This is a genomic window from Bacillus cereus, assembly GCF_015071065.1.
Taxonomy (GTDB): domain Bacteria; phylum Bacillota; class Bacilli; order Bacillales; family Bacillaceae_G; genus Bacillus_A; species Bacillus_A cereus_BA.
Genome location: NZ_VOVA01000001.1, coordinates 529,439 through 555,879, shown reverse-complemented (window position 1 = coordinate 555,879; position 26,441 = coordinate 529,439). Strand labels below are relative to the sequence as shown.

The window sequence follows — 26,441 nt, the reverse complement described above, 5'->3', positions numbered from 1 at the left end:
AAGCATATCATATGATTAAAATAAAAAACGGAGCTCAAATAAAGTTGAGCTCCGTTTTTTATTTTTCTTTTGCTATTTTTTCTAATGTTTTTCCAAGATCGTGTGATCGTTTCGTTGCTTGTGTAATACAGGAAATTAATGCTTGTTGAAAATTATGCTCCTGTAATACTTCAATACCTGCTTCAGTAGTTCCGCCAGGAGAAGTAATTTCTTTTCGCAAAATAGAAGGATGTTTTTCGCTTGCTTTTAGCATTTCAGCAGCACCAATCATCGTCTGAAGAATAAGAGATTTTGCAACATCTTCTTTTAAACCAATTTTTTTTGCAACCTCTTCCATTGCCTCTACCACGTAATAAATATAAGCTGGTCCACTTCCGGATAATGCAGTGACAGCATGCATATCTTCTTCGTCTACAACAGAGACGAGACCAATCGTTTCAAATAACGATGTTACAATGCGAATATGTTCCTCCGTTGTGTATTCTGAAGGTGAGATAGCGGTAGCGGATTTTAAAATGGCAGCAGATGTATTTGGCATTGCACGAATAATCGGAACGTCTTTTTGAAGCAGGTTTCTAATTGAATGAGTAGAAACACCTGCTAATAACGAAATAATAAGCAAGTCATTATTTATGTATTCTTTAAGAGGAATAATCGCTTCTGCAACATCTTTTGGCTTCATAGCTAGAAAAAGAATATTTGCATCAGCAAGTAATTCCTTTTTATTATGTGTACCTTTGACACCGTATTTTTTATGTAAATCCTGTAATCTTGTCTCGTTAGAACGATTACTTACAGTAATATGTTCCCCTTTAACAACATTTGCGTTTAATAAACCATCAATAATCGCTTCGGCAATAGAGCCTGCACCGAGAAAGGAAATGTTTTGCATAGACATGATGTGCCTCCTTTAAATTTGGTTAGAAATGCTTATAAATGTACATACATTCGTTTTTTTATGGAAAACACCTCTTTTTATCTGAAAATAATGACAAATTTATAGGGAAGTTGTAAACTGAAGAGGTATTCATTTTTGAACCGGAAAAAGACAGGGGGGGCTAAGCATGACGGCGATTCATCGAATGGAGATTCCTGTTCCATTTGCAGTTGAGACAGTAAATGTGTTTTTAGTTGAGGGAGAAACATTAACGTTAATTGATACAGGGACAAATACAGAAGAAGCAAAGAAGGCACTAGAAAGTCAATTAGGTGCATTAGGGTATAAGATAGAAGATATTGAAACGGTAGTGATTACGCATCACCATGCGGATCATTGCGGACTTTTAAATACATTTTCTGAAAAAGTAAAGATTATCGGACATCCTTGGAATGAACCGTGGATCACGCAGAATGCTGAATTTTTAAAGAGGTATCATGAATTTTTTAAAGAGACAGCCTTGCAGTTCGGCGTTCCAGCAGCATTTCTGAATGATGAGGCGTTATTGACGACGAAGACACTTAAATATTCTTGTAATAGATCGTTAACACATACCGTGAGAGAGGGAGATCGTATAGATTCGTTACCTGGATTTACAGTGATTGAAACCCCGGGTCATGCTTCCACTCATATTTCATTATATAGAGAATCTGATGGAATATTAATTGGTGGGGATGCTCTCATTAGTCATATTTCTTCAAATCCAATATTAGAACCACCATATGAAGGGCAAACAGAAAGAGCACGTCCTTTATTGCAGTACAATCAAACGTTAAAACGTTTAAGTGAAATGAATATTTCACGTATTTTATCAGGGCATGGGGAAGATGTTCTGAATGTGAAACAACTTATTGAAACAAGATTACAAAAGCAAGAGACACGTGCTTTTAAAGTGCTTGAACTATTAAAGGAAAAGCCAATGACAGCATTTGAAGTATGTGTAAAACTATTTCCGGTATTATATAAAGAGCAATTGCCACTTACTATCTCAGAAACTGTTGGACAATTAGACTTTTTAGCATATAATCAACAAGTGATGATTGATGAATCTTCACAACAATTGATTTATTATGCAAAGTAGGTGACAGCAATGATGGGACGTTTACAAGAAAAAGTAATCGTCATTACAGGTGCTTCTAGTGGAATTGGAGAGCAAGTTGCAATGCAGGTTGCAGAGCAAGGGGCGACGCCGGTATTAATGGCTCGAACAGAAGAGAAGCTACAAGCATTAGCAGACAAAATTAAAGTAACTTATAATACGCCTTGCTATTACTATGTACTAGATGTAAGTGAAGAAACGAAAGTACAATCTGTTTTTTCAAAGGTATTAGAAGAAGTAGGGCGTATTGATATATTGGTAAATAATGCTGGGTTTGGTATTTTTAAAACGTTTGAAGATGCGTCAATGGATGAAGTAAAGGATATGTTTCAAGTAAATGTATTTGGATTAGTAGCTTGTACGAAAGCGGTATTACCTTATATGGTAAAAAGGAACGAAGGACAAGTTATTAATATTGCTTCATTGGCTGGAAAAATTGCAACGCCGAAGTCGAGTGCTTATGCAGCAACAAAACACGCTGTATTAGGATTTACGAATAGTTTGCGTATGGAGTTATCTAACACAAATGTGTATGTAACAGCAATTAACCCAGGACCGATAGATACGAACTTTTTTGAAATAGCCGATCAATCAGGTACATATGTGAAAAATATGGGACGTTACATGTTAAAACCAACATATGTAGCAGAACAAATCGTAAAGGCGATGCAAACGAAAAAACGTGAAGTAAACTTGCCGAAGTGGATGGGAATGGGGCCAAAGCTCTACGCATTATTCCCAGGTTTATTTGAACGTGTTGCAGGCAAATCATTAAGTAAAAAATAGGAGATTTCCATATGGAAATCTCCTATTTTTTTATTTTCCAGTCACATAATCGTAAACGATATCCTCAACTGCCTCGTATACATCAATTTCAGTATTTGAATGAATTATCATTTGAATATGTTTAATTAGCATTTCCTGATCCTCTTTTGAAACAGGATTACATTGATATTGCCGAAAACTTTTTATAATCATTTTCTCAATTAATTTTTCATTCATGTTTTTCCCCGCCTGTATGTATACATGTATTGTTTTATCCCGCATTAACTGCCCGTAAAAGCCCGATTGGTGTGGGCTAATAATCAGAGGGGATGGACAAAATCCCCTCTGAATAAAGTTTCACTTTATTGTACTTGAAGTGAAATAAAAATACTACCATGCACTGTTTTTGTATAAAAATCCACTTGTGTATATTATTTTTCTAGTAAAATTAAGTTTTTAAAGTTTTTAAAATTAATAAATATTTAATTGACTCTATAAATATACAATATTATAATCATATTTAATTTAAAGAATCGATTTAAGGAGGAGCGTATGAAAGTCGCAATTATTGGAGCAACTGGATATGGAGGTATTGAATTAATTAGGTTATTAGAGCAACACCCATACTTCTCAATAGCATCTCTTCACTCCTTTTCGCAAGTTGGCGAGTGCATAGCGAATGCATATCCGCATTTGCGAAATGTTCTCGTTCATAAGTTGCAAGAAATTGATGTGGGTGAAATAAGGAAGGTAGCAGAGGTTGTGTTTTTAGCAACACCCGCAGGAGTATCGGCGGAGCTGACACCAAAATTATTAGAAGTCGATTTAAAAGTGATTGACCTATCTGGTGACTTTCGTATGATAGATCCTTCGTCATATGAAATGTGGTATAAACGGCCAGCTGCAGAAGTAGAAATCCTTAGGAAAGCAGTATATGGATTAAGTGAATGGAAAAGGCCTGAGATTCAAAATGCAAATTTAATTGCAAACCCAGGATGTTTTGCGACAGCCGCCTTATTAGCGATAGCGCCGTTAGTACGTAGCGGAATGATTGAAGAAGATTCGATTATCATTGATGCAAAGTCAGGTGTATCTGGAGCGGGCAAAACTCCAACAACAATGACACATTTTCCAGAGCTATATGATAACCTTCACATTTATAAAGTAAATCAGCACCAGCACGTTCCTGAGATTGAGCAAATGCTTGTAGAGTGGAATGGTAAAGCGAAGCCAATCACATTTAGTACACATTTAATACCGATATCAAGAGGGATTATGGTTACACTCTATGCGAAAGTAAAACAAGAAATCAAAATGCAGCAACTTCAAACGTTGTATGAAGAAACGTATCACAACTCAGCTTTCGTTCGAATTCGTTCTCAAGGAGAATTCCCGAGTCCGAAAGAAGTAAGAGGCTCAAATTATTGTGATATTGGGATGGCTTACGATGAAAGAACAGAAAGAATTACAGTAGTTTCTGTGATAGACAATATGATGAAAGGCGCAGCAGGGCAAGCAGTTCAAAATGCAAATCTATTAGCGGGAATAGAAGAGACAACGGGTTTACAGCATATGCCGCTTTATCCATAAGGGGGAAATTATGATTAAAGCATCGTCTATTACAAAATTAGCAAATGGTTCAATTGTTACGCCGAAAGGCTTTTCGGCAATCGGTACTGCAAATGGTCTGAAAAAGATGAAAAAGGATGTGGGTGCAATCGTTTGTGAGGTGCCAGCATCATGTGCCGCTGTGTATACAACAAATCAAATACAAGCAGCGCCGTTGCAAGTAACGAAGGATAGCATAGCAGCAGAAGGGAAATTACAAGCAATTATTGTAAATAGCGGCAATGCAAATGCTTGTACGGGGATGAAAGGATTGCAAGATGCTTATGAGATGCGAACAGTAGGAGCGGAACACTTTGGAGTAAAAGAAAAGTACGTCGCAGTCGCTTCGACAGGTGTAATTGGAGTACCTTTACCGATGGATATCATTCGAAAGGGAATTGAATCTCTTGTGCCAACAAAGAAAGTAAGTGAAGCTCATTCTTTTTGTGAAGCAATTTTAACGACAGACCTTATAACGAAAGAAACTTGCTATGAGATGATCATTGATGGGGAAGCAGTGACCATTGCTGGTGTTGCTAAAGGTTCTGGGATGATCCATCCGAATATGGCAACAATGCTTAGTTTTATTACAACAGACGCCAATATAGAGCATGAAATACTGCAAATAGCATTAGCACAAATTACGAATCATACATTTAACCAAATTACGGTAGACGGAGATACTTCTACAAATGATATGGTCATCGTCATGGCAAGTGGATTATCAGAAACGAAAACGATGAATATGGAACATAAGGACTGGGAAACTTTCGTATTTGCTTTACAAAAGGTATGTGAAGATTTAGCGAAAAACATTGCACAAGATGGTGAAGGTGCTACGAAGTTAATAGAAGTAAACGTGTTAGGGGCTAGAACAAATGAAGAAGCAAAGAAAATTGCAAAACAAATAGTCGGTTCAAGTCTTGTGAAAACAGCAATATACGGTGAGGATCCAAATTGGGGACGAATTATTAGTAGTATTGGACAGAGTGAAGTAACTATTAACCAAAATACAATTGATATCACTCTTCAATCTATCGCCGTATTAAAAAATAGTGAGCCTCAAATGTTTTTTGAAGAGGAAATGAAAAAGAAATTACAAGAACATGAAATAAAAATTGATGTGTGTTTACATTTAGGAGATGAAACGGGATCAGCTTGGGGCTGCGACTTAAGTTATGAATATGTGAAAATAAATGCTTGTTATCGTACATAAGGAGAGAGAAGATGAGTGATTATATTGTAGTTAAATGTGGCGGTAGCATGTTGAATCGATTAAATAGTGTGTTTTTTGATTGCATAAAGAAATTGCAAAATAAGTATAAGGTTGTTATTGTCCATGGCGGTGGCCCAGAAATTGATGCCAAGTTAGAAGACTATAATATCAAGATAGAAAAGAAAGATGGATTACGAGTAACGCCGAAAGAGGTTATGGATGTTGTTCAAATGGTGCTATGCGGAAGTACGAATAAAAAATTCGTAATGAATTTACAAAAACATGATTTACTTGCGGTGGGGCTTTCAGGATGTGACGGTAATTTACTTCAAGTTCAACCTGTTGGTGAAGAGATAGGATATGTAGGAGAAGTAAGTTATGTAGAAACAGCCTTATTAAAAGGGTTGATAGATATGAATTATATCCCTGTTATTGCTCCAATCGGGATAAATGGTAATGAAGTTTATAACATAAATGCAGATACTGCTGCAGCTGGAATTGCAGCCGCACTATCCGCAAAAGAACTCATTTTTATAACGGACGTAGATGGAGTATTACACGAAGGAAGATTGGTAAAGAAAACGGATGAATATGAAATCCTTACTTTTATAGAACAAGGTGTCATTACAGGCGGGATGATTCCGAAAGTACAGGCGGCACTTACATCGTTAAAAATGGGAGTGAAAAAGGCTAGTATCGTAAATGGTACAAAGGATTTTACTGAGGTTACAGGAGAGTGTGTTGGAACTACGGTAACAAAAGGAGTGAGTATTATATGACAAGCCATCTTTTTCAAACGTATGGAAGAAGAAACATTGAATTACTAAGGGGCAATGGGGCGAAAGTTATTGATAAAAATGGTGAGCAATATTTAGATTTCACTTCTGGTATTGGAGTATGTAACTTAGGACATTGTCATCCTACTGTTGTAAAGGCAGTAGAAAAGCAACTTGGAAACATATGGCATGTATCTAACTTATTTACGAGCTCCTTACAAGAAGAGGTCGCATTGTTATTAACAGAAGATACAGCATTAGATTATGTGTTTTTTTGTAATAGCGGGGCGGAGGCAAATGAAGCGGCTTTAAAGCTAGCACGTAAGCATACTGGAAAATCTCTCGTCGTAACATGTGAGCAATCTTTCCACGGGAGAACATTTGGAACGATGAGTGCAACAGGGCAAAATAAAGTGAAAGAAGGATTCGGTCCATTACTTCCGTCTTTTTTACATACACCATTTAACGATATACACGCATTAGAGGAAGTAATGAATGAAGAAGTTGCAGCGGTAATGGTAGAAGTTATTCAAGGAGAAGGAGGGGTGATATTAGCTGATCCATCCTTTTTGAAGGAAATTGAAAAACTATGTAATGAGTACAATGCTCTTTTTATTATAGATGAAGTACAAACTGGAATAGGCAGAACAGGAACACTATTCGCTTATGAGCAAATGGGAATAGGTCCTGATATCGTTACCATCGCAAAGGCGCTTGGGAATGGTATTCCAGTTGGAGCGATGATTGGTCGGAAAGAACTAGGTTCTTCTTTTACTGCAGGGTCACACGGTTCAACTTTCGGTGGGAATTATATTGCTATGACTGCAGCGAAAGAAGTATTGCAATTCATTAAGGAACAATCGTTTTTAAAAGAAGTACAGGAAAAGAGCGAGTACGTATTAAAAAAATTGCAAGAAGAATTACGACATGCCGAATGTATTCAAAATATTCGTGGTAAGGGACTTATGATTGGAATCGAATGTAAGCATGAGGTTGCAAATTTCATAGAACAACTAGAAAAAGCAGGACTTCTCGTATTACAAGCAGGGCCTAATGTTATAAGACTATTACCACCACTTATTGTAACGAATGAAGAGCTAGAACAGGCAGTATATATGATAAAAAAAGTGGTTTGTACAAAAAATGCATCAATAATATAAGGGGGAAATTTCATGTCAACTGTACAAGTACCGAAATTAAATACGAAAGATCTTTTAACGTTAGAAGAATTGACGCAAGAAGAAATCATTTCTTTAATTGAGTTCGCTATATATTTAAAAAAGAACAAGCAGGAACCTTTATTACAAGGGAAAATATTAGGGCTTATTTTTGATAAACATTCAACTCGTACTCGCGTTTCTTTTGAAGCAGGAATGGTACAGCTCGGAGGACATGGAATGTTTTTAAGTGGAAAAGAGATGCAAATTGGCAGAGGAGAGACGGTGTCAGATACTGCGAAAGTACTATCTCATTATATTGATGGAATTATGATACGTACATTCTCGCATGCAGATGTAGAAGAGCTTGCAAAAGAGTCCAGTATCCCAGTTATTAACGGTTTAACTGATGATCATCACCCTTGCCAAGCATTGGCAGATTTAATGACGATATATGAAGAAGTTCATACGTTTAAAGGAATTAAATTAGCTTACGTAGGTGATGGGAATAATGTATGTCATTCACTATTGCTAGCAAGTGCAAAAGTCGGAATGAATATGACTGTTGCAACTCCCGTAGGGTATGAACCGAATGAAGAAATTGTTGAAAAAGCGCTAGCGATTGCTGATGAAACAGGGGCTGAAATTGAAATCTTGCATAATCCTGAATTAGCGGTAAGCGGAGCGGATTTTATTTATACTGACGTTTGGATGAGTATGGGCCAAGAAGGAGAAGCAGAGAAATATATTTTATTCCAGCCTTTCCAAGTAAATAAAGAGCTTGTTATACATGCAAAACAAACATATCGTTTCCTGCACTGTTTGCCTGCTCATCGTGAAGAAGAAGTAACTGGAGAGATTATAGATGGGCCACAGTCTATCGTTTTTGAGCAAGCTGGTAATCGACTGCACGCGCAAAAAGCGTTATTAGTGAGTTTGTTTAAAAATTTAGAAGAGCCTTCCTAAAAGGGAGGTTTTTTTATATTGAAATGTCGGATGTATATTTAGTTAATTATCTCTATATCATTTATAATAAAAAGAGAAAACTAATTTTATTTTTCATATCATGTAAGGACATACTAGATAAAAAAATATAGTTAAAGAGATGATGAATTTGAAAACAACTAAGAAAACATATTCGTTTTTTCAGCGAATGTGGAGAATATTAAAGTTTCAATATTTTAAGTTGCTTCGATCGCCAGAAGGAGCAAAGAAAGTGTCGTTAGGTTTTGCTATTGGATTTGGTTTAGAAATGTTGGTGATTTATACGGCATCGCTCGTATATTTAATATTTTATCCAATTGTCAGGTTAGCAAAGGGATCTTTTCCAGCCGCAGTCATTGGTAATATTATTGGGAAAATATCGTTTCTCCCAGTATTTTTATTTCCGTTTGCTTATGCGTTAGGGAAAATGATTTATCCATTTGATGTACAGAAAATACATCATGAACCATTTACGATATCAGATTTGTTTTCGAGCCATATTTTTACGATGTTAAAGAGCTTATTACAGAGTGAAGTATATGTATTAATTGGTATGACGATAATAGGAATTGTGTTTGGGGTAATTTCATATTTCGTTGTGCATTATTTATATGAAAAGAATCGTAAGTTACGTTTGAAGAAAAGAAAGAAACAAGTGAGAGAACCACTTGTACAAATATAAAGAATGTCACATTCATTTTCTCCTTTGAATATGTTTAAGAAAAAGGGGGAGAGAATGAATGTATTATTACTATGTACCTCAAGTATATCCATATACAAATTATTATCCTGTAAATGATATATGGCAGCGATTCGGAGTATATCCGCAGCAACAAATACAGCAAATGCAACAGCCTGAGCAGCAACCTGTTCAAGAACGAAAGCCGTATTTAATGACATGGCCGTATTCAAATGTATACTATGGTAATTATTACGAATCATAAAGCTGCTTCTATTTAGAAGCAGCTTTATGCGTTTGTTTTCAAAATTAAATTTTGAATGGTTTGAAGAGAATGAATGAGCTTTTCACGCTCTTCCTCAGATAATGTTTGAAAATTTTCTTTTAGTTTGTTTAAAATGAATTGCTGATACTGATTTACTAGCAATTTCCCTTCAGTTGTTAGGGAAATTAAAATGACCCGTCGATCTTTTTCGCTATAATGACGCTCTATTAGTTCTTCTTGAATAAGTTTGTTTAATAGAGGGGTCATGTTAGGCCGTGAAATCGCTAGCCGCTTGCCAATTTCTGAAACTGCTAATGTACCATTTTCATGCAAAAGCAGTAACACTTGCGTATGTGATGGCGGCATATGTCTTTGAGAAGAAAACTCTCCAGGAAGCATAAATTTGCGATAAAAAAGAGGCACTAGCGAAAGAAGATGATCAACAATACGTTCCCACTCGCGTGATTCCATATAACGGCCCCCTTCCACTATCATTGTAACAAAAAAGACAAGGTATAAAAATAGAATTGTTTCATGGCAGCCCTAATATTTGTAGGATAACACTTGTTTTGTAAATGTATTGGCAATAATCGTATAACCGCTATCATTTGGGTGTACTTGGTCAAATAGTAAATCTTTTTTATCATTCGATATTAATTTGCGAATTGGTAAAACGATCGACGGTTGATGTGCTTTTGAAATAGAATAAATAGAATCATTCCAGCCATCTAAAAACATATCTGCATAATTTGCGATGGAGTCATCGAGTTGGAAAGGGTTATAGAGTTCAGAGAGAATGAGTAAAGCATTCGGATTTTGATCCCGAACTGTCTTTACAATATTTTTTACATCCGTTTCAAAACGGGATTTTTCTTTATTTAACATTTTAATACCATCTATAACACCTACATCACGATTTAAGCGAAATAAATTGTTTCCTCCGATATTAATAGTAATTATATTTGCTTCCCTAATTTTTTGTTGCACTTCTTCTGACTGAACTTTTTTAACGAGACGATCTGTAGTGAGACCATTTACACCAAGGTTTTCTACCGTAATTGGTTTATGAATTTGTCCTTCTAATTGTCTAGATGCTAATTCGGCAAATCCCCCTTGTGTAGATCCATATCCTTTGGCAAGTGAATCACCTAATACGAGGTGATAAAAAGAGTCATTCGTTTGCTTATCAATCCAACTGGGAGCAGATGTTTTTTCTGCTTTTCCTTCAGTTTCTTTTTGTTTTGTCTCATCGTTCTTTTCAAAATTAGAATAAGAAATGATTAGAAGGAGGAGACAAACAATTATTAAGATGACGTTTTTCATACATTTACCCTCCTTGTAATTGGTAATTGTATCATATTCAGCAGTATAAGCAATGTAAGGGCATAGTATATATTTATGAAAAATTTACAATAACTTTACAGAAAATTTGTAGAAGTGTGTCAAAAAATATTGACGATATGAAAGTACATTATATATGATAATGTCAGATAAGGTGAAATCCTACTTAGTGGGAGCTTTATTTCCAGTTAATTGTTAGTCTTCATCAATCGGGCGTTTATGGGTACTGCCCATTAACGCGGGATGAAATGAAAATTGTCGCTCTGATAGAAGAAAAAAGATATGTGGTTAGAGACTGATAGAAATTCATTTCATTATTCTTTGGTAATTGTATAAGGGGGATTTTTTGTGAAAAAGTCAAAAAAAATGCTAGCTGGAGCAACGCTTGCTATAGGTGTTATAGCACCACAAGTATTGCCAACAACAGCTCATGCGGATGAGAAAACTGGGGAGAGTACAGTTAACTTACGAATTTTAGAAACATCAGATATTCACGTTAACTTAATGAATTACGATTATTATCAAACGAAAACAGATAATAAAGTGGGTCTCGTTCAAACTGCAACACTTGTTAATAAAGCACGTGAAGAAGCGAAGAACTCTGTCCTATTTGATGATGGGGATGCATTACAAGGGACGCCGCTGGGGGATTATGTGGCGAATAAAATCAATGATCCGAAGAATCCTGTTGATCCTAGTTATGTACATCCATTATATCGTTTAATGAATTTAATGAAGTATGACGTCATCTCTCTTGGAAATCATGAATTTAACTATGGTTTAGACTATTTAAACAAAGTGATTAGTAAAACGGCATTCCCGGTTATTAACTCGAATGTTTATAAAGATGATCATGATAATAACGAAGAGAACGACCAAAATTACTTTAAACCATATCATATTATTGAAAAAGATGTAGAAGATGAATCAGGTGAAAAACAAACAATAAAAATTGGTGTAATGGGATTTGTTCCACCTCAAGTTATGAACTGGGATAAAGCAAATTTAGAAGGAAAAGTAAAAGCGAAAGATATTGTTGAAACAGCGAAGAAATTAGCACCGAAACTGAAAAAAGAGGAAGAGGCAGACATCGTTGTTGCATTAGCTCATTCAGGTGTTGATAAGAGTGGATATAATGTAGGGATGGAAAATGCATCGTTTTATTTAACAGAAGTTCCTGGTGTAGATGCAGTATTAATGGGTCATTCACATACTGAAGTGAAGGATGTATTTAATGGTGTTCCAGTTGTAATGCCTGGCGTTTTTGGCAGTAACTTAGGTATTATCGACATGCAATTGAAAAAGGTAAATGGAAAATGGGAAGTACAAAAAGATCAGTCTAAGCCACAACTTCGTCCGATTGCTGATAGTAAAGGTAACCCATTAGTACAATCTGATGAAAAACTAGTTAATGAAATTAAAGATGATCACCAAGCGACAATCGATTATGTAAATACAGCTGTAGGTAAAACGACAGCGCCAATTAATAGTTATTTCTCGTTAGTACAAGATGATCCGTCTGTACAACTTGTGACAAATGCCCAGAAATGGTATGTCGAAAAGCTATTCGCTGAAAATGGACAATATAGTAAATATAAAGGAATTCCAGTTTTATCTGCAGGAGCACCATTTAAAGCAGGTGGCCGAAACGGTGCTTCATATTATACTGATATTCCGGCTGGAACTTTAGCAATTAAAAACGTAGCGGATTTATATGTATATCCAAATACATTATATGCTGTAAAAGTAAGTGGGGCACAAGTGAAAGAATGGCTTGAAATGTCTGCTGGTCAATTTAATCAAATTGATTCAAAGAAAACAGAAGAACAGCCACTAGTAAATATAGGTTATCCTACATATAATTTTGATGTTTTAGATGGCTTAAAATACGAAATTGACGTAACGCAACCAGCGAAATACGATAAAGATGGAAAAGTTGTAAATGCAAATACGAATCGTATTGTAAATATGACGTATGAAGGTAAGCCTGTAGCCGACACTCAAGCGTTCATCGTTGCTACAAATAACTATCGTGGAAGTAGCCAAACATTCCCTGGTGTAAGTAAAGGGGAGGTTGTATACCAATCGCAAGATGAAACACGTCAAATCATTGTGAAGTATATGCAAGAAACACCAGTTATTGATCCAGCAGCTGATCAAAATTGGACATTTAAACCAATTGTTGCAGATAAATTAAATACAACATTTGACTCTTCACCAAATGCACAAAAGCATATAAAGAAAGATGGGAAAATATCATATGTTGGACCATCTGAAAATGAATTTGCTAAATATGCAATTGATATAACGAAAAAGAACGACGATGATAAGGAGACTGGTGGAGAGAATCCAACGACACCACCAACAGGTGATGGAGGCAATGGAGAAAATCCAACAACACCACCAACAGGTGATGGAGGCAATGGAGAAAATCCAACAACACCGCCAACAGGTGATGGAGGCAATGGAGAAAATCCAACGACACCACCAACAGGTGACGGTAATAATGGAAATGAACCGAAACAAGATGGAAACAACGCAGGAACTGGACAAACTACAAAGGATAATCAAAATACAAAAGAAACTGTAAGTGAAAATAAAGAAGCAGATAAAGAGGAACGTGATTTACCGAAAACAGGTGCAAGTGTTGCTTCTACAATTGGAGCGGGTCTTGCGTTTGTTGGAGCGGGATTACTTATGTTATTTAGAAGAAAGAAAGCAAATAGATAGTAAAGCATTGTATGAAAAAAGGATTACCGTAATCGGTAATCCTTTTTTCACGTATATATTATGAAACTGGTACTGCTTTTTCTTTCTTCCATGAAAGACCAAATCCAGTGAAACCAACAATAATTGTTAAGACTGGACAAGCTAAACAGAAGATTGCGTATGGAACATAATCGATTGTTGGAACGCTAAGGACGTTTGTTAAGAATACGCCACTTACACCCCATGGTACGAGCGGATTAATGACTGTACCAGCATCTTCTAGTACTCGTGATAAATTACGACGTTCTAAACCGACTTCATCGTATTTGTCAGCGAATGCTTGTCCTGTTAAAACGATTGATAAGTATTGTTCGCCAAGTAAGAAATTTACACCAATTGCAGTTGAAGCAGTAGAAATAATTAAGCGTGTACTATTTTTTACGAAGCTAGAGATGATATTCATCAGTTGCGTGATAATGCCCATTCCTTGTAGTAATCCCCCCATACAAAGAGCAAGGAAAATAAGAGCAATTGACATCATCATACTTTGTAAACCACCGCGAGATAATAAGCTATCAATATCTTTTATACCAGTTTTAGAAACGTAACCATCTTGCATAATTTTCATTAAATCAGCTAAAGAAGTACTAGGTTTAAAAATAAATAGAATGATGATCCCTACTACGATTCCTGCAAGTAATGTTGGAACTGCGGGTACTTTTTTAAATGCGAATAGGAAGAGTAATAAAATCGGAATAAGTGTAACGATAGAAATCGTTGCATTTTTTTCTAACGTATTAATAAAAGTTGAGAAATCAACATTGCCTTCAGATCCACTTCCTAAAATGAAAAATGCAATAAAAGCAATAATGAAAGCAGGAACTGTCGTCCAAAGCATATTGCGAATATGTTCAAATAAATCTACACCAGTTACAGCTGGAGCTAAGTTTGTTGTATCAGATAAAGGAGACATTTTATCCCCAAAGAATGAGCCAGAAATAATTGCACCAGCGATAAGAGCTGGATCGTATCCAAGAGCACTACCCATGCCCATAAAGGCAAGCCCTACGGTTGCAGCAGTTGTAAAAGCACTACCGATACTCGTTCCGACAATCGCACAAACAACAAAAACAGTTGGAACGAAAATTTTTGGAGATACAAGTTGGAAGCCGTATACCATTAAAGTTGGAATTGTTCCAGCGGCGATCCAAACACTGATTAATACGCCTACAAGTAAGAAAATGAATATAGATGGAATACCAGCTGAAATACTACTGATCATCCCTTTTTCCATAGTAGACCAAGAAACTTTTTTCATAAATCCAAACGCTAATAAAATAACGATACCGAATAAAATTGGGATATGCGGTGAAACTTCTAATTGAATAACACTAAAACCAATACAGAAAAAGATAAAAATTGTTAAAAGAACAGATTCAATTTTTGAAACCATTGTTTTCCCCTCCTAATTAATCAAAAATAGCCTTTTTTATATAAAATTCGCCAATATTATATATTTCCTTCTAAAATTTAGAATTTTGTGACAAATCACCGGTAAATGTTGACACTTCTATATGATACGGAAATGATTGGATAAAAAAACGCCCCTGCATATAATTATGCAGGGACGAAGAAATCGCGGTACCACCCTAGCTTGTGAAAGGAATGTATCACAAAATAAAGGGTCGTATGATATGCGCTAATAAAATAAAAACGTCCCTGCAATATATGCAGGGACGAAAAATTCGCGGTACCACCCTAAATTGTGAAACAGTTTCGTTTCACCACTCTTTAGACATAACGGTCTAAACCGTCTTTCACTACTCCTCACGTTTCGTAAAAGAAGCTCCAGGGGGTAATTCATAAATCGCTCTGTACTGGTTCGCACCGACCACCAGCTCTCTGAAATCAGAAATCGAGATACTACTAAATCCTATCAACGCCGATTCATATGATGTTAGTTAAATTTTTATCATATATTCGTCTTACATGTCAATAAAAATGTTCAATAATTTTTTAGGAAAATAAAGGAGAAAGGTTTTAATACTGTGAAAATGTGCGTTATAATGAATTTGAAAGGGGAGGAAAGAGTGAAGAAAAAAATAATTCTTTTTACCACCTTACTAGTCGTTGGCGGAAGTGCTGGAATTTACACAGCTTTTGCAGCTGAATCAGAGCAGTCGAAACAAAAGCAAATACAGCAGTCAGAAGTGAAGAAAGCGAAAGAAACTGAAGAGAAGAAATCGATGGAACAATCAGCTGTAAAATTAGGGGTTTCTACTGATGGGAAAACAAAAGAAGAGATTACGGAAGAAGTAGATACCGCTAGGTTTGAGCAGCGCCATGATTTATTAATTGAGCATGCTAAGCAACTTGGAATTGATACAGAAGGAAAAAAAGATGAAGAGATTATTTTAGAAATTGGAAAGATACAACATGGAAAGTAGAACAACTTATCGTATGATAAGTTGTTCTTTTTTAAGAACTATTTGATTTAAAAATAATTGACAGTCATTTAATTTTAATGTTAACTATATTTATAAATAAGTTAACATTAGGGGTGGCAATTGTGACTGTTAATAGTAACACGAGTGAAAAATCGTCTTATACATATGAAGAATTATCGAAGAAGAATAAAGATTACGTATGGCACCCATTTACACAAATGAAAGATTATTTAGAAGAAGATCCTGTCATTATTGAACGTGGAGAGGGAAGAAAGCTATACGATGTAAATGGAAATGACTATTGGGATGGTGTTTCGTCTATTTGGTTAAATGTTCATGGGCATCAAGTACCGGAACTAGATGAGGCAATTCGTGAGCAATTAAATAAAATTGCCCATTCTACTATGCTAGGACTTGCTAACGTTCCATCTATTTTATTAGCAGAAAAAATAATTGATGTTGTACCAGAAGGCTTGAAAAAAGTATTTTATTCAGACTCTGGTTCTACCGCTGTTGAAATTGCAATTAAGATGGCTTTTCAATATTGGCAGCATAAAGGAAAACCGAGAAAACAAAGATTTGTTACATTAAAAGAAGCATATCACGGTGATACAATAGGTGCTGTTTCAGTAGGAGCAATAGACTTGTTTCACCAAGTGTATAGTTCACTATTATTTGAGGCAATTAAAATGCCGTATCCATATACATACCGTTCTCCTTATGGGGATAATAAGGAACAAATTGTAAAGAAACATTTAGAAGAGATGGAAGAATTGCTGAAAGAAAAACATGAAGAAGTAGCAGCTATCATTGTGGAGCCATTAATGCAAGGTGCTGGTGGGATGATTACAATGCCAAAAGGATACTTAAAAGGGCTCCGCGATTTATGTACACAATACAATGTATTATTTATTACAGATGAGGTAGCGACGGGATTTGGACGTACCGGAAAAATGTTTGCATGTGAACACGAGGATGTGACGCCAGACATTTTAACTGCGGGAAAAGGTTTAACAGGTGGTTATTTACCTGTAGCGATTACGGTAACGACAGATGAAATTTATAATGCCTTTTTAGGAGACTATGAAGAACAAAAAACATTTTTCCATGGTCATAGTTATACAGGGAATCCGTTAGGGTGTGCGGTAGCAATTGCAAATTTAGAACTATATGAAAGAACTAATTTAATAGAAGATGTTGCGCATAAAGCAGAATATGTAGCAAAACAATTAGAAGCGCTTAATGAATATAAGCACGTAGGAGATATTCGTCAGTGCGGGCTAATGGTTGGCATTGAACTTGTGAAAAGTAAGGAAACGAAAGAATCGTTTGAATGGACGGAAAGAGTCGGTGTTCAAGTGTGTAAACGTTCAAGAGAGTTAGGCATGATTTTACGTCCACTCGGTAACACCATTGTATTTATGCCTCCTCTTGCATCTACAGTGGCTGAAATTGATGAGATGTTACGCATTTTATATAAAGCAATCTCGGATGTTACGGAGGGAGAGTAATGAGTGGTTTCTTTATAACAGCAACGGATACAGAAGTTGGAAAAACGGTAGTGACAGGAGCATTGGCAGGTATATTTCGAGAGCGTGGACATAATGTTGGTGTATATAAACCGTTGCAAAGTGGTCATGTTGCTTCAAATCCAGAAGGAGATGCAGCAAGATTAAAAGAATTATCGGGTGTACCGACAAAAGAAGATGAAATTTGCCCTTATTCAATTGAAGAACCACTTGCTCCGAGACTTGCTATGAAAAGAGCTGGAAGGACAGTAACGTTAAAAGAAATTACTGCTCACTATAATGAACTACTAAAAGAGTTTAATAGCCTATTGGTAGAAGGAGCTGGTGGGCTTGCCGTCCCATATACAGAAGACGCTTTAGTGATTGATTTTGCAAAAGAATTAGAGCTCCCTCTTATTATAGTAGCGCGTCCGACACTAGGGACAGTTAATCATACTGTCTTAACAATTTCTTATGCAAAGGCACACGGTTTAACAGTAGCAGGTGTAATTTTGTCTGGTTGTAAAGAATGTGAAAAAGAAAGAGTGCAAGAAAACAAAGAAATGATTGAGGAGTTAAGTGGAGTACCTGTTTTAGGTTTATTACCATTCCTTGAAGGTGAGTTTACAAGGGAAGAATTATTGGAATCGGCAAAAGAACATATTATGATCTCAAAATTAGAGGAGTCCACCCAAAATGAATCAAACGTGGCACACACACCTTCACTCTAAAATAGAACAATTAAAAGAGCAAGGGCAGTATCGTAATTTGCATGTAACAGAGAAAGCGGAAGAGACATGGCTTATTCGAAATGAGAAAAGGATGCTAAATTTAGCATCAAATAATTATTTAGGGTTAGCTGGAGATGAAAGGTTGAAAGAAGCTGCTATTGTCTGCACAAAAAAATATGGAACTGGAGCGACTGCCTCTCGTCTCGTTGTAGGAAATTATCCACTGTATGAAGAGGTTGAGAGAAGTATATGTGATTGGAAAGGTACTGAAAAAGCTTTAATTGTAAATAGCGGATATACCGCGAATGTTGGGGGGATTTCCTCGTTAGTTGGTCGTCACGATATTGTTTTTAGTGACAAATTAAATCACGCAAGTATCGTTGATGGGATAACGTTGAGCGGAGCAGAACATAAAAGGTATCGTCATAATGATTTAGAACATTTAGAGAAAATGTTACGTATGACATCATCAGCAAAAAGAAAGTTAATTGTTACAGATACTGTTTTTAGCATGGATGGTGATACCGCGAATTTACAAGCTTTAGTACAGCTGAAAGAAAGATATGGGGCACTTCTAATGGTTGATGAAGCGCACGCGAGTGGAATATTTGGAAAAGATGGTGCCGGATTATCCCATATTGAAAAAGACATTGCAAATAAAATTGATATACATATGGGGACGTTTAGTAAAGCACTAGGATGTTATGGTGCCTACTTGACAGGTAATTCAACTTGTATAGAGTATTTGCAAAATATGATGAGGGGCTTTATTTTTACTACTGCGTTACCGCCAGGGACATTAGGAGCGATAAAGAAGGCAATTGAAATAGTAAGAGAAGATAACGAAAGAAGAGAGAGACTCATAGAAAATGGTGCATACTTCAGAACTCATTTACGAGAAGCAGGTTTTGATATTGGAGATAGTTCAACGCATATAGTTCCAATTATAGTCGGTTCAAATGAAAATGCTATGCGCTTTAGTAGAGAATTGCAAGAGATAGGTATTGCAGCAATTGCAATTCGCCCACCAACTGTTCCAGTCAATAGTTCTCGAATTCGCTTTGCAGTTACGTCACAACATACAAGAGCCGATTTAAAGTGGGCAACGCAGCATATTATTCGCATTGGTAAAGAAGAGGGGTTTTTAGTATGAAAGAGCTGAAGATTATTTTTATTCCTGGATGGGGAATGGAAGAAGGGGTTTGGACTTTAGTTCTGCCGTATTTTAAAGGATATTCTGTTCAATGTGTAGAGTGGCGTAATGTGAAAGAAAGTAGTGAATTTGCGGGACGTATCATAGATGCAGCAAATGATGAAAATGTGATTTTAGTTGGGTGGTCATTAGGAGCACTAGCAGCTATCCAATCTTATAAAAAGGTTAAGGCAAAAGGTATAGTTTTAATAGGTGGTACTGCTAAATTTGCAATTACTAACGACTATACAAGTGGGTGGAATGCTTCATTTGTAGAACGTATGAAAAAGAATTTAGTAAGGCAGAAAGAAAGTACGCTACAGCGCTTCTATGAAAATATGTTTACGAAAAATGAGTTAAAAGAGAATAAGAATTTTGAAGAGATTACAATGCGATTTAAAGGAGACACGATTCATTCTTTACAATTAGGCTTAGATTATTTAATAGAAACAGATATGAGAAATGAAGTAATAAATATGAAAGCCCCGCTGTTACTCCTTCATGGAGAGCAGGATGTAATATGTCCATTGTCTGCAGCCCACAGTATGGCGAATAATACGAATGCCAATCTAAAAGTAGTAAGCGGTGCTGGGCATGCATTATGTGTAACGAATTTTGAATATTGCGCAAATGAAATTATTCAATTTGTAGAGGGGATACGACATGATCAACAAAACGTTACTGCAAAAACGGTTTAACGGGGCGGCCGTATCTTACGATCAATATGCAAATGTACAAAAGAAGATGGCACATTCGTTACTTTCTATATTGAAAGAACGGTATAGTGAAGCATCATCGATACGTATTTTAGAACTTGGATGTGGAACTGGATATGTAACAGAGCAATTATCAAATTCATTTCCGAAAGCACATATTACAGCTGTTGATTTTGCTGATGAGATGATTGCAGTGGCAAAGGCTAGGAAACAAGTGGAGAATGTCGTATTTAGATGTGAAGATATTGAGAAATTAAAATTAGAAGATTCATATGATGTCATTATTTCAAACGCTACATTTCAATGGCTAAATGATTTAAAAGCGACAGTGAAAGATTTATTTAACTATTTGTCTGAAGAGGGAATATTATTATTTTCGACGTTTGGTAATACGACTTTCCAAGAATTACATACGTCTTTCCAACGTGCTAAGAAAGAAAAGGGGATACACAATTGTGCTTCAATTGGACAACGCTTCATTTCGAAAGAACAGTTAGTAAATATATGTGAAATGCCATTAGGAAATGTACATGTTTCTGAAACATGTTACATAGAAAGATTTGCAGAAGTTAGGGAGTTTCTACATTCTATTCGAAAAGTAGGAGCGACCAATAGTAATGAAGAGTCGTATTGTCAAAGTCCTTCACTCTTTCGTGCGATGCTTCGAATATACGAAAGAGACTTCACGGAAAAAGAAGGGATAGTAGCAACATATCATGCTTTATTTACGTATATAACAAAAGAGGGGAAGAGATGAAATGAAACAAGTACAAACAAAAAGGGATTGGAAAAAACTTGCATACGACGTAGTAGAAGAGAAAATGATTACGAAAGAAGATGCAATTGCAATATTAGAAGCTGATGATACAGAGGTTTTAGAAATTATGAGTGCAGCTTACATCATTCGCCATCATCATTTTGGTAAGAAAGTAAAGTTGAACATGATTATAAATACGAAATCTGGATTATGTCCTGAAGATTGCGGGTATTGTTCACAGTCTATTATTTCAGAAGCACCGATTGATAAGTATGCATGGTTAACACAAGAGAAAATTGTTGAAGGAGCGCACGAAGCAATTCGTCGTAAAGCAGGTACATATTGTATTGTTGCATCTGGTCGTCGTCCGACGGATAAAGAAGTAAATCACGTTATTGGAGCAGTTAAAGAAATTCGTGAAACGACAGAGTTAAAAATTTGCTGTTGTTTAGGATTTTTAAATGAAGATCAAGCAGGACGTTTAGCAGAAGCTGGTGTGCATCGTTATAATCACAACTTAAATACACATGCGAATAATTACGATAGTATTTGTTCAACGCATACGTATGACGATCGTGTTGATACAGTTCAAAAAGCAAAACAAGCTGGTATTTCTCCATGCTCTGGAGCAATTTTCGGAATGGGAGAAACGATTGAACAGCGCGCTGAAATTGCATTTGAATTACAACGTTTAGATGCGGATTCTATTCCGTGTAATTTCCTTGTTGCTGTAAAGGGTACTCCGCTTGAAGGACAAAAAGAATTAACACCTGTAGAATGTTTAAAAGTGCTGGCGATGATGCGTTTTGTAAACCCAACAAAAGAAATTCGTATTTCAGGTGGTCGTGAAATTAATTTGCGTTCTGTACAGCCACTTGGTTTATTTGCAGCAAACTCTATTTTTGTCGGGGACTATTTAACAACAGCAGGACAAGAGCCGACTGCGGACTGGGGTATGATTGAAGATTTAGGATTTGAGATTGAAGAATGTGCGCTATAAGATAGATGAAAAGCAAACTCTTTAAAGGGTTTGCTTTTTTGTAAAAAAATGTAATAAATAGCCATTAACGCTTGATACTATTGGTTTTTGATCGAGAAAAAGAATTTTTGTGGACGAATTTTCCAAGCCCCAATTGTACATAGTAAAAATGTAATTCATATTGGGTTGGAGGATTTTACATGCACAAATATATATTAGCTAGTATGACTTGTCTTATTTTAATAAAAGCGATAAGTGCTGATCCGGTTAAGGCGGCTGAAAATCCTGAACAAAAAGAAATGCAACAAAGAATTGAACAACATTTTCGAACGAAAGCTGAACATTTTGGACTTGAAACAGAAGGAAAAGATTTAAAAGAAGTACGAAAAGAAATTACTATTATAGAAGAAGCGAAAAAAAGAGAGAATGTGTGGAGAACAGCACAAACTCTTCGTATAAAAACAGAAGGAAAAACGATGGATGAATTAATAGAGGATGTACGAAAAAAGGTGGAAAAATAAAAAAAGAGGCCGCAGCCTCTTTTTTTATGCCCATTGCTTTGATAAATGAGCCATTTCAATTGCAGCAACTGCTGATTCATATCCTTTATTACCAGCTTTTGTGCCTGCACGTTCAATCGCTTGTTCGATTGTTTCTGTCGTTAATACACCGAAAATAACTGGAATGTCCGTTTGTAGTGATAAAGACGCAACGCCTTTTGCCACTTCATTACAAACGTAATCGTAATGTGTTGTAGCACCGCGGATTACAGTACCTAATGTAATAACAGCATCATACTTTCCGCTATTCGCCATCTTTTTAGCGATTAAAGGAATTTCAAATGCACCAGGAACCCATGCAACATCAATATCATTCTCTTCTACACCGTGACGCTTTAATCCATCTAAAGCTCCGCCAAGTAACTTACTTGTAATAAACTCATTAAAACGTCCAACAACAACCCCAACTTTTAATCCTGTACCAACTAAATGACCTTCGAATACCATAATGTATCTCTCCCTTAATTATAAGTTTAGTAAATGTCCTAATTTGCTTACTTTCGTTTGTAAATACTTTTTATTTTCTTCTTTTGTTGGCATTTGCAACGGTACACGCTCGGTTACTTCTAAATCGTAACCTTGTAAGCCAGCAATTTTCCGTGGGTTATTCGTTAATAATCGTAAACTTTGTAAGCCTAAATCTTTTAAAATTTGAGCGCCAATACCGTAATCACGAAGATCGGCTGGGAACCCAAGTTTTTCATTTGCTTCTACAGTATCTAACCCTTCTTCTTGTAACTTATAAGCGCGAAGCTTATTAAGAAGGCCAATGCCTCGTCCTTCTTGTCTCATATAGAGAAGAACACCTTTTCCTTCACGCTCAATTTGAGCAAGTGCAGCATGTAACTGTGGTCCGCAATCACAGCGGCACGAACCAAATACATCTCCTGTTAAGCATTCTGAATGAACGCGTACAAGTACAGGTTCGCCTGTTGAAATATCACCTTTTACGAGCGCGATATGTTCTTTCATATCTAATGAGTTAGAATAGCCAATTGCATGAAAAGTACCGAAATCTGTAGGTAATGTAATTTCCACTTCTCTCGTCACAAGTGTTTCGTGATGGCGGCGATAAGCAATTAAATCTTCAATTGTAATCATTTTTATATCAAATTGTTTTGCACACTGCATTAAATCAGGTACACGTGCCATCGTCCCATCTTCATTTATAATCTCGCAAATGACGCCAGCTGGCTCAGTTCCGCAAAGTTTTGCTAAATCAACAGCAGCTTCTGTATGACCTGCGCGGCGAAGGACGCCACCTTCTTTCGCAATTAATGGAAAGATATGTCCAGGGCGGTTAAAATCAGTTCCTTTAGATGCGGGATTTAATAATTCCTGTATTGTTGTAGCACGCTCATGAGCACTAATGCCTGTTGTTGTAGAAACGTGATCGATACTTACTGTAAAAGCAGTATGATGCGAATCCGTATTATGAGAAACCATTGGTTCTAACTGTAGACGTTCTGCGTATTGCTCCGTAATCGGTACGCAAACGAGACCACGACCGTGTGTAATCATAAAATTAATCGTTTCTGGTGTAATGTACTCTGCTAAAGCAATAAAATCGCCTTCATTTTCTCGGTTTTCATCATCACATACGATAACGACTTTTCCTTGTTTTAAATCTTCTAGAGCTTCTTCAATACGATGAAACATTGTGCTTCCTCCTTATAGAAATCCGTTTTCTTGTAAAAAGCTTTCGGTCATTGAATCTGTTCTTTTTACGGGCTTTGAAATAAAGCGTTCAATATATTTTCCAATCATGTCACACTCAATGTTTACGATGTCCCCGGCTTTTTTTTCTCCGATTATAGACTCGCTTACTGTGTGGGGGATGAGTGAGATTGTAATTGAAGATTCGTCTATATCAAATATTGTTAAACTAGTGCCATCAACAGCAACGGATCCTTTATGCAAACAATAGCGTAGTAATTCATCAGAAATTGCTATTTTGTAATAGATGGCATTGTAATGTTGTTTTTTAGTTAAAATCGTACCGATACCATCGATATGTCCGGTAACGAAATGTCCACCGAATCTTCCGTTCGCAGCCATCGCCCGTTCTAAATTCACTTTGGCACTTGGCTTTAGCATACGAAGTGATGTTGCTTTCATTGTTTCAGGCATTGCATCAACAGTGAATGAAGTAGTCGTAAAAGTAGTTACTGTTAAGCAAATGCCGTTAACCGCGATACTATCACCTAACTTGACATCTGATAAAATTTGATTTGCGTTAATAGTTAGCTTCATTGCTTCACCACTTTGAGTCATGCTTGATATCGTTCCTAACTCTTCTACAATTCCTGTAAACATTCCGTCACCTCGCTTTTTAAGGTTGCAACAATTTTTATATCATTACCAATTTGTTTCATCTCTTGAATTGTTAAGGAAAGTGCATCTTGTAACTTTGAAAAACCAGATCCGCCAAATAAAGTAGGTGCATCTTTTCCACCAATTAATTTTGGGCTTATATAGGTCACAATTGCATTAAAACTATTTGTTTTTAAGAAGCTTGCATGTACCGCTTGACCACCTTCAACAAATAGAGAAAGAATTTGTTTCTCACCGAGTAGGTGTAGGACATCTTGTATTTCAATTTGCTTCGTTTTCATTTGGAATATAGTTATATTTTCAGATTCATAAGAAGCTATTTTCTCTTTATTTACATCCTTACCGACAATAATCCATGTCGGAGCTAAGCCATCTGTTATGACATGAGAAGATGGCGGCGTTCGTAAGTGGGTATCTAAAATAACGCGTATAGGATGTTTACCTCCGTTTGGAATTCGTGTTGTTAAGTGTGGATTATCAGTTATAACTGTATTCACACCGACAAGGATAGCGTCATGCATATGACGATATTGGTGAACATCAGCTCGCGCTTCTTCACTTGTAATCCACTTACTTTCCCCCGTTACAGTCGCTGTTTTTCCATCTAAGCTCATTGCTGTTTTTATTGTTACAAATGGCCGTTTCGTTTTCATATAGTGAAAAAAGTATCGATTTAATAAAGTTGCTTCCGCTTCAAGGACACCAGTAGTTACCTCGATTCCAGCTTCTTCTAATCTCCTTTGTCCATTACCAGAAACGAGTGGATTGCAATCAAGGGTGGCAATTACAACACGCTGGACTCCCTTTTCAATGAGTAATTCACAGCAAGGCGGTGTTTTTCCAAAATGGCTACACGGTTCAAGTGTTACATAAACGGTAGCGCCTTTTGCTCTTTCGCCAGCCATGTGAAGAGCATGAACTTCAGCATGTTCTTCACCAGCACGCATGTGGGCACCCATTCCGACAATGTTGCCATCTTTTACAACAACAGCACCAACCATAGGATTTGGGCTTGTTTGTCCCGATGTTCCTTGTGCTAACTGCAAGGCAATCCTCATATATTCTTGATCTGTCATTCTCGTCACCTCTCCTGAAAAAATCAAAAAACCCCAAGGATATAGAATCCTTGGGGTTTGGGAGACGTGATTTCTAGAAATATAGTTCGAATACGAAAGTATAGGAAAGAAACCTAACGATGATTGATATTTTGGTATAAGAAAAAAACCTAGCAAAATATCGAGTTTTTCAAACGCTAGTCGTATCTTTTTATTTCAGTATAGAAACATAAGTATACAAAATAAAACATATATAAAGGGTCAAAATGAACCTTTAAAAATATGCATACTGAAATAAAAGTGTATTCGCTATATATAATTACTAGAAAACATATCCTTCTCCCATCCAGACTATACTGTCGGCCCTAGAGTTTCACTAGATCCACCGTTTTCGCGTTGAAAACGGGTCACGGACTTAGAAGCTTTCGCTTCATCACCGCCGGTTGGGAATTTCACCCGACCCCGAAGGATGTTGTTTGCTCACATTATAGCACAAAAAAGAAAAAAGCATAGTAAAAAATGTTAGAATGTGAAGAATTGTGTGAAAATATATGCCGATTTGAATGGGGACGAAAGTAATAGAAATGTTGAAAGGGGAAGGGCTGTATAGGCTTTGGTCAAAAGAA

27 protein-coding genes, 1 riboswitch and 1 other annotated feature are annotated in these 26,441 nt (G+C 36.4%); of the genes, 18 read left to right on the top strand and 9 right to left on the bottom strand.

What is annotated here, in order from left to right:
- Positions 1–58 precede the first annotated feature (58 nt).
- Positions 59–898, bottom strand: a complete 840-nt coding sequence (gene proI / locus FT637_RS02850) for a pyrroline-5-carboxylate reductase ProI (protein ID WP_193645053.1) — start codon at positions 896–898, stop codon at positions 59–61.
- A 166-nt stretch (positions 899–1,064) separates the two neighbouring features.
- Between proI and FT637_RS02845 the strand changes: the two genes are divergently transcribed.
- Both FT637_RS02845 and FT637_RS02840 read left to right on the top strand, forming a co-directional pair.
- Positions 1,065–2,018 carry an MBL fold metallo-hydrolase gene (locus tag FT637_RS02845; RefSeq protein ID WP_193645052.1) on the top strand — a complete coding sequence of 318 codons (954 nt, stop codon included), beginning with the start codon at positions 1,065–1,067 and terminating at the stop codon, positions 2,016–2,018.
- Between the two features lie 9 nt (positions 2,019–2,027).
- Positions 2,028–2,822, top strand: coding sequence for an SDR family oxidoreductase (locus FT637_RS02840; RefSeq protein WP_193645051.1), 795 nt, complete (start codon positions 2,028–2,030; stop codon positions 2,820–2,822).
- Between the two features lie 30 nt (positions 2,823–2,852).
- On the opposite strand, the gene FT637_RS02835 is transcribed toward FT637_RS02840, so the two are convergent.
- Positions 2,853–3,038, bottom strand: a complete 186-nt coding sequence (locus FT637_RS02835; RefSeq protein WP_002160569.1) for a YqzH family protein — start codon at positions 3,036–3,038, stop codon at positions 2,853–2,855.
- 315 nt (positions 3,039–3,353) lie between these two features.
- On the opposite strand from FT637_RS02835, the gene argC reads away from it, so the two are divergent.
- The 7 genes from argC to FT637_RS02800 all read left to right on the top strand — a co-directional run bounded on the left by argC (position 3,354) and on the right by FT637_RS02800 (position 9,486).
- Positions 3,354–4,391: an N-acetyl-gamma-glutamyl-phosphate reductase gene (argC, locus tag FT637_RS02830; RefSeq protein WP_193645050.1), complete on the top strand. Its 1,038-nt coding sequence runs from the start codon at positions 3,354–3,356 to the stop codon at positions 4,389–4,391.
- Positions 4,392–4,401: 10 nt separating this feature from the next.
- Positions 4,402–5,625 (top strand): bifunctional glutamate N-acetyltransferase/amino-acid acetyltransferase ArgJ, encoded by a 1,224-nt coding sequence (argJ, locus tag FT637_RS02825; protein ID WP_193645049.1) that lies wholly within the window; start codon positions 4,402–4,404, stop codon positions 5,623–5,625.
- A gap of 11 nt (positions 5,626–5,636) precedes the next feature.
- Positions 5,637–6,404, top strand: a complete 768-nt coding sequence (argB, locus tag FT637_RS02820) for an acetylglutamate kinase (RefSeq protein WP_193645048.1) — start codon at positions 5,637–5,639, stop codon at positions 6,402–6,404.
- Positions 6,401–7,561: an acetylornithine transaminase gene (locus FT637_RS02815; RefSeq protein WP_193645047.1), complete on the top strand. Its 1,161-nt coding sequence runs from the start codon at positions 6,401–6,403 to the stop codon at positions 7,559–7,561. The genes argB and FT637_RS02815 overlap by 4 nt, the downstream gene beginning before the upstream one ends.
- Positions 7,562–7,573: 12 nt before the next feature.
- Complete coding sequence (gene argF, locus FT637_RS02810) at positions 7,574–8,524, top strand: ornithine carbamoyltransferase (protein WP_193645046.1); 951 nt, start codon at positions 7,574–7,576, stop codon at positions 8,522–8,524.
- Positions 8,525–8,672: 148 nt separating this feature from the next.
- Positions 8,673–9,224: a DUF2062 domain-containing protein gene (locus FT637_RS02805; protein WP_142344322.1), complete on the top strand. Its 552-nt coding sequence runs from the start codon at positions 8,673–8,675 to the stop codon at positions 9,222–9,224.
- Positions 9,225–9,282: 58 nt separating this feature from the next.
- Complete coding sequence (locus tag FT637_RS02800; RefSeq protein ID WP_193645045.1) at positions 9,283–9,486, top strand: hypothetical protein; 204 nt, start codon at positions 9,283–9,285, stop codon at positions 9,484–9,486.
- Between the two features lie 24 nt (positions 9,487–9,510).
- On the opposite strand, the gene FT637_RS02795 is transcribed toward FT637_RS02800, so the two are convergent.
- Both FT637_RS02795 and FT637_RS02790 read right to left on the bottom strand, forming a co-directional pair.
- Positions 9,511–9,957 carry a MarR family winged helix-turn-helix transcriptional regulator gene (locus FT637_RS02795; protein ID WP_193645044.1) on the bottom strand — a complete coding sequence of 149 codons (447 nt, stop codon included), beginning with the start codon at positions 9,955–9,957 and terminating at the stop codon, positions 9,511–9,513.
- A gap of 72 nt (positions 9,958–10,029) precedes the next feature.
- Complete coding sequence (locus FT637_RS02790) at positions 10,030–10,809, bottom strand: GDSL-type esterase/lipase family protein (RefSeq protein ID WP_193645043.1); 780 nt, start codon at positions 10,807–10,809, stop codon at positions 10,030–10,032.
- A gap of 366 nt (positions 10,810–11,175) precedes the next feature.
- Here FT637_RS02790 and cpdB point away from each other — a divergent pair, with 366 nt between their 5' ends.
- The gene (gene cpdB, locus FT637_RS02785; RefSeq protein WP_193645042.1) at positions 11,176–13,557 is read left to right on the top strand and encodes a bifunctional 2',3'-cyclic-nucleotide 2'-phosphodiesterase/3'-nucleotidase; all 2,382 of its coding nucleotides are present in this window, start codon (positions 11,176–11,178) and stop codon (positions 13,555–13,557) included.
- A 58-nt stretch (positions 13,558–13,615) separates the two neighbouring features.
- Here cpdB and nhaC read toward each other — a convergent pair whose 3' ends face one another.
- Positions 13,616–14,989, bottom strand: coding sequence for a Na+/H+ antiporter NhaC (nhaC, locus tag FT637_RS02780; RefSeq protein ID WP_193645041.1), 1,374 nt, complete (start codon positions 14,987–14,989; stop codon positions 13,616–13,618).
- Positions 14,990–15,265: 276 nt separating this feature from the next.
- Positions 15,266–15,485 (bottom strand) — a binding site (T-box leader).
- 141 nt (positions 15,486–15,626) lie between these two features.
- Here nhaC and FT637_RS02775 point away from each other — a divergent pair.
- The 8 genes from FT637_RS02775 (at position 15,627) to FT637_RS02740 (ending at position 22,387) form a co-directional block, all read left to right on the top strand.
- Positions 15,627–15,983, top strand: a complete 357-nt coding sequence (locus FT637_RS02775; RefSeq protein ID WP_193645040.1) for a hypothetical protein — start codon at positions 15,627–15,629, stop codon at positions 15,981–15,983.
- 77 nt (positions 15,984–16,060) lie between these two features.
- Positions 16,061–17,494: an adenosylmethionine--8-amino-7-oxononanoate transaminase gene (gene bioA / locus FT637_RS02770; RefSeq protein ID WP_193645039.1), complete on the top strand. Its 1,434-nt coding sequence runs from the start codon at positions 16,061–16,063 to the stop codon at positions 17,492–17,494.
- Positions 17,494–18,222: a dethiobiotin synthase gene (bioD, locus tag FT637_RS02765; RefSeq protein WP_193645038.1), complete on the top strand. Its 729-nt coding sequence runs from the start codon at positions 17,494–17,496 to the stop codon at positions 18,220–18,222. Before bioA ends, bioD begins: the two co-directional genes overlap by 1 nt.
- The gene (gene bioF / locus FT637_RS02760; RefSeq protein WP_193645037.1) at positions 18,188–19,375 is read left to right on the top strand and encodes an 8-amino-7-oxononanoate synthase; all 1,188 of its coding nucleotides are present in this window, start codon (positions 18,188–18,190) and stop codon (positions 19,373–19,375) included. Before bioD ends, bioF begins: the two co-directional genes overlap by 35 nt.
- Positions 19,372–20,112: an alpha/beta fold hydrolase gene (locus FT637_RS02755; protein ID WP_193645036.1), complete on the top strand. Its 741-nt coding sequence runs from the start codon at positions 19,372–19,374 to the stop codon at positions 20,110–20,112. The genes bioF and FT637_RS02755 overlap by 4 nt, the downstream gene beginning before the upstream one ends.
- Positions 20,078–20,887 carry a malonyl-ACP O-methyltransferase BioC gene (bioC, locus tag FT637_RS02750; protein WP_193645035.1) on the top strand — a complete coding sequence of 270 codons (810 nt, stop codon included), beginning with the start codon at positions 20,078–20,080 and terminating at the stop codon, positions 20,885–20,887. Before FT637_RS02755 ends, bioC begins: the two co-directional genes overlap by 35 nt.
- 1 nt (position 20,888) lies before the next feature.
- Positions 20,889–21,887, top strand: coding sequence for a biotin synthase (gene bioB, locus FT637_RS02745; protein WP_193645034.1), 999 nt, complete (start codon positions 20,889–20,891; stop codon positions 21,885–21,887).
- A gap of 179 nt (positions 21,888–22,066) precedes the next feature.
- The gene (locus tag FT637_RS02740; protein ID WP_193645033.1) at positions 22,067–22,387 is read left to right on the top strand and encodes a hypothetical protein; all 321 of its coding nucleotides are present in this window, start codon (positions 22,067–22,069) and stop codon (positions 22,385–22,387) included.
- Between the two features lie 24 nt (positions 22,388–22,411).
- Here FT637_RS02740 and ribH read toward each other — a convergent pair whose 3' ends face one another.
- The 4 genes from ribH to ribD are packed head-to-tail and all read right to left on the bottom strand — an operon-like array spanning position 22,412 to position 25,836.
- Positions 22,412–22,873 carry a 6,7-dimethyl-8-ribityllumazine synthase gene (gene ribH / locus FT637_RS02735; protein ID WP_000230892.1) on the bottom strand — a complete coding sequence of 154 codons (462 nt, stop codon included), beginning with the start codon at positions 22,871–22,873 and terminating at the stop codon, positions 22,412–22,414.
- An 18-nt stretch (positions 22,874–22,891) separates the two neighbouring features.
- Complete coding sequence (gene ribBA, locus FT637_RS02730; RefSeq protein ID WP_193645032.1) at positions 22,892–24,085, bottom strand: bifunctional 3,4-dihydroxy-2-butanone 4-phosphate synthase/GTP cyclohydrolase II; 1,194 nt, start codon at positions 24,083–24,085, stop codon at positions 22,892–22,894.
- Between the two features lie 12 nt (positions 24,086–24,097).
- On the bottom strand, positions 24,098–24,742 hold the full coding sequence (ribE, locus tag FT637_RS02725; protein ID WP_193645031.1) for a riboflavin synthase: 645 nt from the start codon (positions 24,740–24,742) through the stop codon (positions 24,098–24,100).
- Positions 24,724–25,836, bottom strand: coding sequence for a bifunctional diaminohydroxyphosphoribosylaminopyrimidine deaminase/5-amino-6-(5-phosphoribosylamino)uracil reductase RibD (ribD, locus tag FT637_RS02720; RefSeq protein ID WP_193645030.1), 1,113 nt, complete (start codon positions 25,834–25,836; stop codon positions 24,724–24,726). Before ribD ends, ribE begins: the two co-directional genes overlap by 19 nt.
- Positions 25,837–26,145: 309 nt before the next feature.
- Positions 26,146–26,289: riboswitch (FMN riboswitch) on the bottom strand.
- Positions 26,290–26,441 lie beyond the last annotated feature (152 nt).

Excerpts from the sequence above, each read along its gene's own strand:
- proI (WP_193645053.1), bottom strand. The coding sequence starts at position 898 with ATGTCTATGCAAAACATTTCCTTTCTCGGTGCAGGCTCTATTGCCGAA.
- FT637_RS02845 (WP_193645052.1), top strand. The coding sequence starts at position 1,065 with ATGACGGCGATTCATCGAATGGAGATTCCTGTTCCATTTGCAGTTGAG.
- FT637_RS02840 (WP_193645051.1), top strand. The coding sequence starts at position 2,028 with ATGATGGGACGTTTACAAGAAAAAGTAATCGTCATTACAGGTGCTTCT.
- FT637_RS02835 (WP_002160569.1), bottom strand. The coding sequence starts at position 3,038 with ATGAATGAAAAATTAATTGAGAAAATGATTATAAAAAGTTTTCGGCAA.
- argC (WP_193645050.1), top strand. The coding sequence starts at position 3,354 with ATGAAAGTCGCAATTATTGGAGCAACTGGATATGGAGGTATTGAATTA.
- argJ (WP_193645049.1), top strand. The coding sequence starts at position 4,402 with ATGATTAAAGCATCGTCTATTACAAAATTAGCAAATGGTTCAATTGTT.
- argB (WP_193645048.1), top strand. The coding sequence starts at position 5,637 with ATGAGTGATTATATTGTAGTTAAATGTGGCGGTAGCATGTTGAATCGA.
- FT637_RS02815 (WP_193645047.1), top strand. The coding sequence starts at position 6,401 with ATGACAAGCCATCTTTTTCAAACGTATGGAAGAAGAAACATTGAATTA.
- argF (WP_193645046.1), top strand. The coding sequence starts at position 7,574 with ATGTCAACTGTACAAGTACCGAAATTAAATACGAAAGATCTTTTAACG.
- FT637_RS02800 (WP_193645045.1), top strand. The coding sequence starts at position 9,283 with ATGTATTATTACTATGTACCTCAAGTATATCCATATACAAATTATTAT.
- FT637_RS02795 (WP_193645044.1), bottom strand. The coding sequence starts at position 9,957 with ATGGAATCACGCGAGTGGGAACGTATTGTTGATCATCTTCTTTCGCTA.
- FT637_RS02790 (WP_193645043.1), bottom strand. The coding sequence starts at position 10,809 with ATGAAAAACGTCATCTTAATAATTGTTTGTCTCCTCCTTCTAATCATT.
- nhaC (WP_193645041.1), bottom strand. The coding sequence starts at position 14,989 with ATGGTTTCAAAAATTGAATCTGTTCTTTTAACAATTTTTATCTTTTTC.
- bioA (WP_193645039.1), top strand. The coding sequence starts at position 16,061 with ATGTTAACTATATTTATAAATAAGTTAACATTAGGGGTGGCAATTGTG.
- bioD (WP_193645038.1), top strand. The coding sequence starts at position 17,494 with ATGAGTGGTTTCTTTATAACAGCAACGGATACAGAAGTTGGAAAAACG.
- bioF (WP_193645037.1), top strand. The coding sequence starts at position 18,188 with ATGAATCAAACGTGGCACACACACCTTCACTCTAAAATAGAACAATTA.
- FT637_RS02755 (WP_193645036.1), top strand. The coding sequence starts at position 19,372 with ATGAAAGAGCTGAAGATTATTTTTATTCCTGGATGGGGAATGGAAGAA.
- bioC (WP_193645035.1), top strand. The coding sequence starts at position 20,078 with ATGATCAACAAAACGTTACTGCAAAAACGGTTTAACGGGGCGGCCGTA.
- bioB (WP_193645034.1), top strand. The coding sequence starts at position 20,889 with ATGAAACAAGTACAAACAAAAAGGGATTGGAAAAAACTTGCATACGAC.
- FT637_RS02740 (WP_193645033.1), top strand. The coding sequence starts at position 22,067 with ATGCACAAATATATATTAGCTAGTATGACTTGTCTTATTTTAATAAAA.
- ribH (WP_000230892.1), bottom strand. The coding sequence starts at position 22,873 with ATGGTATTCGAAGGTCATTTAGTTGGTACAGGATTAAAAGTTGGGGTT.
- ribBA (WP_193645032.1), bottom strand. The coding sequence starts at position 24,085 with ATGTTTCATCGTATTGAAGAAGCTCTAGAAGATTTAAAACAAGGAAAA.
- ribE (WP_193645031.1), bottom strand. The coding sequence starts at position 24,742 with ATGTTTACAGGAATTGTAGAAGAGTTAGGAACGATATCAAGCATGACT.
- ribD (WP_193645030.1), bottom strand. The coding sequence starts at position 25,836 with ATGACAGATCAAGAATATATGAGGATTGCCTTGCAGTTAGCACAAGGA.